9 protein-coding genes are annotated in these 7,700 nt (G+C 64.5%); 5 read left to right on the top strand and 4 right to left on the bottom strand.

Annotated features, from left to right (window positions below; genetic code table 11):
- Positions 1-301: 301 nt before the first annotated feature.
- On the bottom strand, positions 302-439 hold the full coding sequence (locus WDW90_RS33040) for a hypothetical protein (RefSeq protein ID WP_336491876.1): 138 nt from the start codon (positions 437-439) through the stop codon (positions 302-304).
- A 319-nt stretch (positions 440-758) separates the two neighbouring features.
- Here WDW90_RS33040 and WDW90_RS33035 point away from each other — a divergent pair, with 319 nt between their 5' ends.
- Positions 759-2,438 (top strand): DUF4214 domain-containing protein, encoded by a 1,680-nt coding sequence (locus WDW90_RS33035; RefSeq protein WP_336491875.1) that lies wholly within the window; start codon positions 759-761, stop codon positions 2,436-2,438.
- 137 nt (positions 2,439-2,575) lie between these two features.
- On the opposite strand, the gene WDW90_RS33030 is transcribed toward WDW90_RS33035, so the two are convergent.
- Together WDW90_RS33030 and WDW90_RS33025 are read right to left on the bottom strand one after the other, a co-directional pair.
- Entirely contained in the window at positions 2,576-2,722 is a 147-nt protein-coding gene (locus tag WDW90_RS33030) for a hypothetical protein (protein WP_336491874.1), read from the bottom strand.
- A gap of 246 nt (positions 2,723-2,968) precedes the next feature.
- A complete protein-coding gene (locus tag WDW90_RS33025; RefSeq protein WP_336491873.1) occupies positions 2,969-3,283 on the bottom strand; it encodes a helix-turn-helix domain-containing protein in 315 nt (104 codons plus the stop codon).
- Between the two features lie 313 nt (positions 3,284-3,596).
- Here WDW90_RS33025 and WDW90_RS33020 point away from each other — a divergent pair, with 313 nt between their 5' ends.
- A complete protein-coding gene (locus WDW90_RS33020) occupies positions 3,597-4,361 on the top strand; it encodes a helix-turn-helix transcriptional regulator (protein ID WP_336491872.1) in 765 nt (254 codons plus the stop codon).
- Positions 4,362-4,682: 321 nt separating this feature from the next.
- Positions 4,683-5,402: a helix-turn-helix transcriptional regulator gene (locus WDW90_RS33015; RefSeq protein WP_336491871.1), complete on the top strand. Its 720-nt coding sequence runs from the start codon at positions 4,683-4,685 to the stop codon at positions 5,400-5,402.
- Between the two features lie 70 nt (positions 5,403-5,472).
- Here WDW90_RS33015 and WDW90_RS33010 read toward each other — a convergent pair whose 3' ends face one another.
- Entirely contained in the window at positions 5,473-6,270 is a 798-nt protein-coding gene (locus tag WDW90_RS33010) for a SapC family protein (RefSeq protein ID WP_336491870.1), read from the bottom strand.
- A gap of 159 nt (positions 6,271-6,429) precedes the next feature.
- Between WDW90_RS33010 and WDW90_RS33005 the strand changes: the two genes are divergently transcribed.
- Entirely contained in the window at positions 6,430-7,056 is a 627-nt protein-coding gene (locus tag WDW90_RS33005; RefSeq protein WP_336491869.1) for a tyrosine-type recombinase/integrase, read from the top strand.
- A gap of 310 nt (positions 7,057-7,366) precedes the next feature.
- The gene (locus WDW90_RS33000) at positions 7,367-7,636 is read left to right on the top strand and encodes a hypothetical protein (protein ID WP_336491868.1); all 270 of its coding nucleotides are present in this window, start codon (positions 7,367-7,369) and stop codon (positions 7,634-7,636) included.
- The last annotated feature ends 64 nt before the right edge of the window (positions 7,637-7,700 follow it).

Raw genomic sequence — 7,700 nt, 5'->3', positions numbered from 1 at the left:
CCTCAAGTTATGATCCGATTAACCTCACCATCTGGTAAGATCATCTTGTGTTAAGTGTGTCTGTTGAGGTGTCGCCTCGTTAACTGAACGAGTGGTTACTGTCACGATCACGTGCGACGCTCCAATCAGACCGGCTACCAGCAATCACGAAGATGACCCGAATCACACCTCGAACAGAAGCGCCGGGGATCGCTCCAGGAGAACAAGGTGTGATGCACTGCGTAAGAATTGGAGCCGCGTCGACCAAGGACAACTCCATATTACGCTGTCGAACTGCCACGCTTCGCGTGAGCACGTGAGCTCAGATCCGCCGATCGGTCGGCCGCTCTCCTTGAAAAAGGATGAGCTGCTCTTGTTGTGAGATCAGCACGCCCGCCTGCCGCAGCGTGGCAACGATCTTCTCAGGATTTGGGTGCTTTGCCTTCTCGGGCGTCGTCAAGGCTCGAAAGCCATACCAAAGGGCGGACTACTCCTAAGGTTCTTCACCGAGTTTGGTGGAGGGGTCGCGTGGACAGTTGAGCTGTGGCAGGGGCCGACCTGTCATCGGCCCGGCTGCCGCCTCGCTCGTGTCACGCGGGACGGCTTTAACTGTCGCATTGTCTCCGCCGAAGGTCAGCACGATCACGCGCGATGCCCGACCTGTCGAACTCTCAGTACCGCCGTCCGCGGCAGCGGCGGGGTTGCCGCAGTTCCTCTGGCGGCGACCGGATGCTACTCGCTCGGCCTTCGGCTCCCATCACATGAGGCCTAAGCGGTCCATGCGCGTGTTCGACTGCATGCTCTTCACCGGCGATGTTGCGGCGCTCGCCATTCGCCTGCGCGAGCTCGACGCCGTCGTTGATACCTTCGTGGTCGCCGAGGCCACGCGCACCGCCGGCGGCGACCCCAAGCCCTTGCAGCTTCGCGCGCACTGGCCGCGCTTCGCCGATTTCCATCGGAAGATCCGCTACGTCGTCGTGGCCGATGAGCCGCCGGACCTGATGAATCCGCGCGAACGCGAGCGCTTCCAGTGGAACAGCCTGGCGCGGGGGCTCCTCGATGCCGATGACGCCGACTGGATCCTCGTCTCGGAGCCCACCGCGATCCCGCGCGCGGCCGTGATCGACGGCCTCCGGAGCCACGCGCCGGGCGTCCTGGCGCTCGAGCTCTCGCACCGGCCGCCCGCTCCCGACGACCGCCCCGAGACGGAGGGGCGCCCAAGCGCGGTCGGGATCGTCGCCCTGCCCTTCCGCGACCTCGGGGCCGGCATCGATGCCGTGCGCGCGGGCGTCGGGGACGGGACGATCCCGGCCGAGCGCCGGGCGGGCGGCGGGCGGCTGGTGTCGGGCTTGCCGCCGGACGTGGCGGGCGCGCCGCCTCCGCAGGGGCCGGTGATCATCTGCCCCTACGTCAGGGAAGCGGACCGCGACCGCGTCGTCGCGGCCTTCGGGCTCGACGCGGACCGGGGCCGGACGCTGCCGTTCCACCTGTGGCGGGACACCGAGCTGATTGGGCCGGAACGCGCCTTCGAGCGGTGCTGGAACGCGTTTCCGGGCCGCGACGTGATCATCGTGCATTCCGACATGCGGCCGCTTCCAGAGGATTGCGGGAACACCTGGTACGACCGGCTCGTGGCGGCGGCGGAGGCTCTGCCGGATGCGGGGCTGATCGCCTGCGACCTGCTCTACCCGGTGCGGCACCCTTCGGGCGCGTGGTACGTGCAGTGCGCGGGCGGGATGATCGAGGACGGAATCGTCGCGCATATCGGCGGCTTCGTCGACGTCGCGGCCGGCACCGCGACCGCCGAGGCGACGCTCTACGACGAGCGCTTCGCTCAGGTACGCCGGGTCGACTGGGCGACCTTCGGCGGCGTCTACATCCGGCGCGAGGTCATCGACATGATCGGCGGCTTCGACCCGGATTACCGCTGGGCCTACGTGATGGATGTCGACTACTCGCTCGAGGCGACGTTGCGCGGGGCGCGGCTCTATCAGGTCCCCGTCAACCTCCTGCACGAGGAGAACGGGTCGACCCGCGACTTCCTGCACGATCCCGCGCGGCTTGAGAAAATCGCGTTCAATCAGAAACACTTCCACGCGAAGTGGTTCGGCCGGATGGCGCGCCTCACGGCCCATCACGTGGAGGCGCACGCCTCCTTCGGCGCGGCCGACGCGCGCGGCGCGCGGCGGGCGGCGATGCTGCTCGCCGAGGCCGAGGCGCGCGGGGCGGAGTTCGAGCGGGCGGCCTTCGCGCGGGCGCTGGCCTGCCCCGAGCCCGGCGCGGTGACGGAGGCCGATGTCGGGCGAGCCTATGCCCTGATCCTCGGGCGGGCGGTCGATCCGGCCGGGGCGGCCTGGTGGGGAGAGCAGATCGCGGCCGGGCCGGTGCCGGTCGAGGAGGTGGTGCAGGCTTTGTGCGGGTCCGACGAGTACGCCGCGCTGGGGAGCCCGGGCGCCTGAGGGCCGCCGACGGGCCGGCGGCGCACGGAACAACCCAGTCATCGCGTGCGAAATCGACCGCCCCGGACGGGACAGGCGCCGTCGCACCTCCCCTCCCCGCATGGGGCGGCGACTCGCCGGCTCGGGACCCCGCCAGCCTAGCGGCCGATCTTGCTCCAGTCCCAGTCGATGGTGCTGTCCTCGGGCAGACTGATCATCGGCCTCACCACAGCCCTTGCCCGCTCGGCGGCTTCAGCTTGAGCCCGACCTTGGGCGAGTCGCCCAAGCTGGGTGAGGTTGCCCATGAGAGAAGCTGGGCATAGGGGACGGCGATAACACCGCCACGCCGTAAGCCGTTGTAGGCTGCATCATCCAGCCCTTTGGGCGCAGCCTCATTGCTCGATGCAGGAGCGCCAGCGCCGGCGAAGCCATGTACGGTCTCTGTCTTGCCAAGCTGGCCCGTTCAGATCACGCCGTGAGGCCACAGAGCTTAGCTCACAGGGCGGGAGCCCCTGAGTGACTGCGCAGGGTGGATCATGCCACTGCCCCGCCTACGACCGAGCTGCAGTTTGATCCTTAAATAGGATCTGATGAGTCACGGGGTCATAGTAGCGCATCAGATTCCGGACGAGGTCCTTTACATCTGTTCCGAGCGCCTCTGACCAGATCCGGTAACCGTCCGGCGGGATGCGGCCCCGGCCCGTCTCGATCTGCGACACGAAGGTGTAGTAATCGGCGCCAATCAACGAGGCCATCTGGCGCTGCGACAGACCTTGCGCCTCTCGAAGTTCGCGCAGGTAGCGTCCGCCCTCTCGGCGAAGTTCCCGAACCTGCTCCGAGGCAAGCTTCTTCTGATGAGCGCACATGATCGCCTCATTGGGTTTGGAAGCCGCATTGGCAAGGTCGAGCGTACAGAATTCCTACCAGTAGCATGCGGATCCTGCCCTTGCCCTTCGGAGGGCGAGCACACGCCTGTGGGGCTACCTCTATGACCAAGTCAGCAGGGTGAGACACTCACAGGGTCCTCCGCCGAGAACCAGAACCTCAGCTTGAGGACCACCTCCCGCTTGGTGCGGCTTCCAACTCAGTAGTTCTTCGCACGGTACGAGCTTGAACATTCAAGCTTGGCCTCATGTTGCCAACACGAGCGGATTGCCGCCACGTTTGGGAGTGACCACAATGACCTGCGGCGCGCATGTGTTGACGGCGGTGATCGCATCCAGCCACCTCATTCAAGGAGGCATGGCCTCCCTCCTCGCTGGAACACGATTCCAGATGGTCCAGCCGAGCGCACTTTGTGGCGAGGCGAGCGACACGGCCGATGAGCAGCGGCCACTCACGCTCATTCTTGCCATGCCGGAAGACAGTGCGAGCCAAGAGGCCGTTCGCAGCCTGCGTGCGGCTCACCCCGAGGCGAAGCTCGTCATCTTCGGACGTGCGGCTGCGGCGGACAGCTTATCCCAGGATCTCGCGCTCGCAGCCCAGGCCGTGCTCGACCACGGCATCCGGCGTGAAACTCTGATCACGATCCTCGACCTCGTGATGTCCGAAATGAGGGTCCAATCGCCTGGCCTGTCAGCCTTGATGACACAGCGCCGGAAGACGGTTCACGATGTGCTTGCGGGGCCCCAGCCTATTATGGCCGACCAGAACACGCTGGGGATGCAGGAGGGGCTGAACTCAGGTCCGGTTCACCGCCTGACGGATCGCGAACTGGATGTGCTGCGCTGTCTTGCGGACGGCGCATCGAACAAGATGATCGCTCGCAAGTTCGCTCTCGCCGAGGCCACCGTGAAGGTTCACGTCAAGGCCGTTCTGCGCAAGCTCGGCACGCAGAACCGCACTCAGGCCGCAATGTGGGCCCGTGATCATGGCATCATGGCTGCAGTTGCTTCTGGCCTGCCGCCAGATCGGCAGAACAGCGCAGTCCCAACCCCACTCTGAGAATACCTACGCCGGGACTCGCACCCGGTACGGAACGAGGCCACGGTCTGCGTGAGCGTGTGTGGCTCACCGCCCGATCTTGCTCCAGGCCCAGTCGACGGTGTTGTCTTCGGGCAAGCTGATCATCGACTTGACCTCGGCACTGGCGCATTCGGCTGCCTGCGTCTGGGCAAGCCCCCCGTGCAATGTCCAGCATCACTATGGAGGCGAGCGAGGTAGCCTGTTCGGCGGAGCACTTAATTGCACGGATTAAAATCTGCATTGCGGGTTAGGCTAGGACCCTCCGTCTAGGGTCCGTTCCCTCGACCCAGGAGATCCACGATGGTCTGCGGCAGCGATGTTCCGGCGGTTGTGATTGCATCGAATCCACTGGTCCAGGTGGGGCTGACCTCTATCCTCAGCAGGATAGGTTTCCGAATCATCAGGACAGACACTGCCGCCGAAGGGTCAGCGGATCCGACAAGTAGTGAGCTTTACCCGTCGCTGATCCTTGCTGCTCCTGAAGACAGCCGCAGCGTTGAGGCACTTCGCACCCTGCGGGCAACCTGCCCAGAAGCCAAGCTCGTTCTCCTCGGACAAGGGACCGGCCCAGCGGCCTTGCCACAAGATCTCTGCCTCGCAGCCCAGGCTCTCCTCGACAGCGGTATCGGTCGTGAGGCGCTGATCAATGTGCTGCACGTCGTCATGTCAGGCGCGACGGTACAATCTCGGAGACTGTACGACATCGTTTTCAGGCGGCCGACAACGGCTCTTGATGTGCTTGCAGATCAGAAGCCGATCCATTTCAGAGCAGTCATTACGGATGGATATATCGAGCAAGTTGTAGGGCTGGCTCATAAGCTGACACAGCGTGAAGTCGAGGTGTTACGGTGCCTTGCCGAGGGAGCCTCGAACAAGATGATCGCCCACAAGTTCACTCTCGCCGAGGCCACCGTGAAGGTTCACGTCAAGGCCGTTCTGCGCAAGCTCAAGCTGGATAACAGGACGCAGGCGGCAATGTGGGCAACCGAGCACGGCATCATGCCCGAAGGCAGCGCATAGACCCAGGCGCGGAGGCAGAGATGCGTCTGACACACTTTGAAGACACGAGCGCCAGAGAGGAGTAGCGCCGTTACCGCCCGATTTTGCTCCAGTCCCAGTCGATGGTGCTCTCCTCGGGCAGGGTGATGATCGGCTTGACCTCGGCCTTCGCCCGCTCGGCTGCTTCGGCCTGCGCACGAGCCTGAGCGAGTTGCCCAAGCTGAGTGAGGTTGCCCGTCGAGAGAAGCTGGGCGTAGGCCACGGCGATCACACCGCTGCGACGTAGGGCGCTGTAGGTCGCATCGTCGAGCCCGTTCAGCGCAGTCTCGTTGACCCGGTACAGGCCAGCCACGTGCTGTGTGCCTTGCTCGCCCTGCACTGTGATCGGCCAGACCTCGACGACGCCCGCCTTCACGAGAAGGTCACAAGCCTCCATCAGCGCCGCCTCGCTGCGGGCAGTCTCGGTTAGGAAGGTGGCGACCTGCGCCACTGAGGGACTCAAGGCTCCAGCCTCGTCGAAGAAGAGCTCGCCCTCTGTCCCCTCCCCTACGAGCCCGCTCGCCTCGTCGACGCAGAGCGTGGGTTCGCCGTTCGCCTGTGTGCCGATCAGGAACGGATAGCCTCGGAATCCCGCCGGCACGTAGCGGGCGAGCCAGGCGCCGTTCCCGTCGACGTAGAGGTTCTGCCCCGGCAGGAGACCGAGCACGGCGGCGAGGCCCCAGTGGTCGTCCCGTTGGATGAAAGCGAGCGGCAGGGCGAGTGCGGCCTTAGCCACCTCGGCGGCGGCCAGCGGAACCACCGCTGTCGTTGCTGCGAAGCGGTAGCTGGCCGAACCACGCCAGCGTAGGCCAGCGTGGCGTGCCGGTGACACAGGCTGAATGGTGCTCATGGATTCAGACTCCTGATACCGGCCATCCAGCCCGAGATTGCGGCTACACCATGCCGAGCCGGCGCCACAGTGGCAGCTTCTCGGAAAGGACGGCTTCGGCCTGCATGCGCAGCAGACGCCGCTGCTCGACTTCGTCCGTCACAGCTACCCCATCCTTTAATGTTGCTCACCGGCGGGCGGCGCAACGAGATCGGACAGGCTCGGCGGGAATGTATCGACTGGGATAGGCGTACCTTGCTCGTTCCGCTCTCGAAGTCCGGGAAACCCCGCCATATCGCCCTGAATGCGGCGGCAGTTGCACTGCTGCGGTCCATCCGGCCGCTCCCTGGCAACCCGTTCATCTTTCCGACCCGCCGCACGGGCCGTCCCTCGCCGACGTTCTTCTCTGCTTGGACTCGGATCAAGAACCGAGCAGGACTTTCGGATCTGCGCCTGCACGATCTTCGCCACACATTCGCGAGCAGCCTCATCAACGAGGGCGTGTCGATCTACGTAGTTCAGCAACTGCTCGGACACGCCAACATCAAGACCACACAGCGCTACTCGCACCTCAGCCGGGAGACCCTACAGTCCGCCGCAGAGGCCGCAGGCAGGTTCGTGGAGGATACATTGAGCGGCGCCTCCATCACCATGCCCGAGCCTCCGGCCTGCGAGGACGCACGCGTCCAGAACACGTATCCGTTCCCGTACGACGCCACAGAATCGCCTACGCCACGCCTAGACGGACTGATGCCGAACAAGCCTGACGGGTTCGACAGAGGTCGGACTGGACTCCCGCTGAGCTAGAGCGTGTCAGTGCCGGCCATCCACGAGTGCGACACGTCTCGGTGCCCGATCTCCCTCCAGTCCCGCCCATGTCAATCGTACTTCCCGCTGGCAGGGCGACAATGAGTTCGATCTCAACCTTCTCGCTCTGCGGCTTCGGCCTGGGCACGAATCTGGGCGAGCCGTGTGGGTAGTAATGCCGTACCTCGATGTGCAAGCGAGAGGTAACCCGACAGGAGACGTACTTAATTGTACGGACTAAATTCTGTGCTCTCGGGTAGGTTGAGATCCTCGGTCTATGGCAAGATCCCTCAGCCTAGGAGGAGACAAGATGATCAACGGCGGCGATATCCCGGCGGCTGTGATTGCATCGCATCCGCTTGTCCAGGAGGGGCTGGCCTCAATCCTCTGCGGGATGGGCTTCCAGGTCATAAGAGCCGACACTACCTCGAATGGATCGAAGGATCCGGCAAGCGGTCAGCTTCTCCCCTCACTGATTCTCGCTGCTCCCGAAGATGACCGCAGCGTTGAGGGGCTCCGCAGCCTGCGGGCGGCCTGCCCTGAAGCTAGAGCCGGTCCCGCGCCGCTTGAGACGGGTTAGCGGGTAGTGCGTTGACGGATGAAGGAGCTTGCTCATGCCTTCACCTCTGTCTGTGGACCTGCGC

The organism is Methylobacterium nigriterrae (genome assembly GCF_037106235.1).
GTDB classification, from domain to species: Bacteria; Pseudomonadota; Alphaproteobacteria; order Rhizobiales; family Beijerinckiaceae; genus Methylobacterium; species Methylobacterium nigriterrae.
This window is presented reverse-complemented; position numbering and strand designations above follow the sequence as displayed.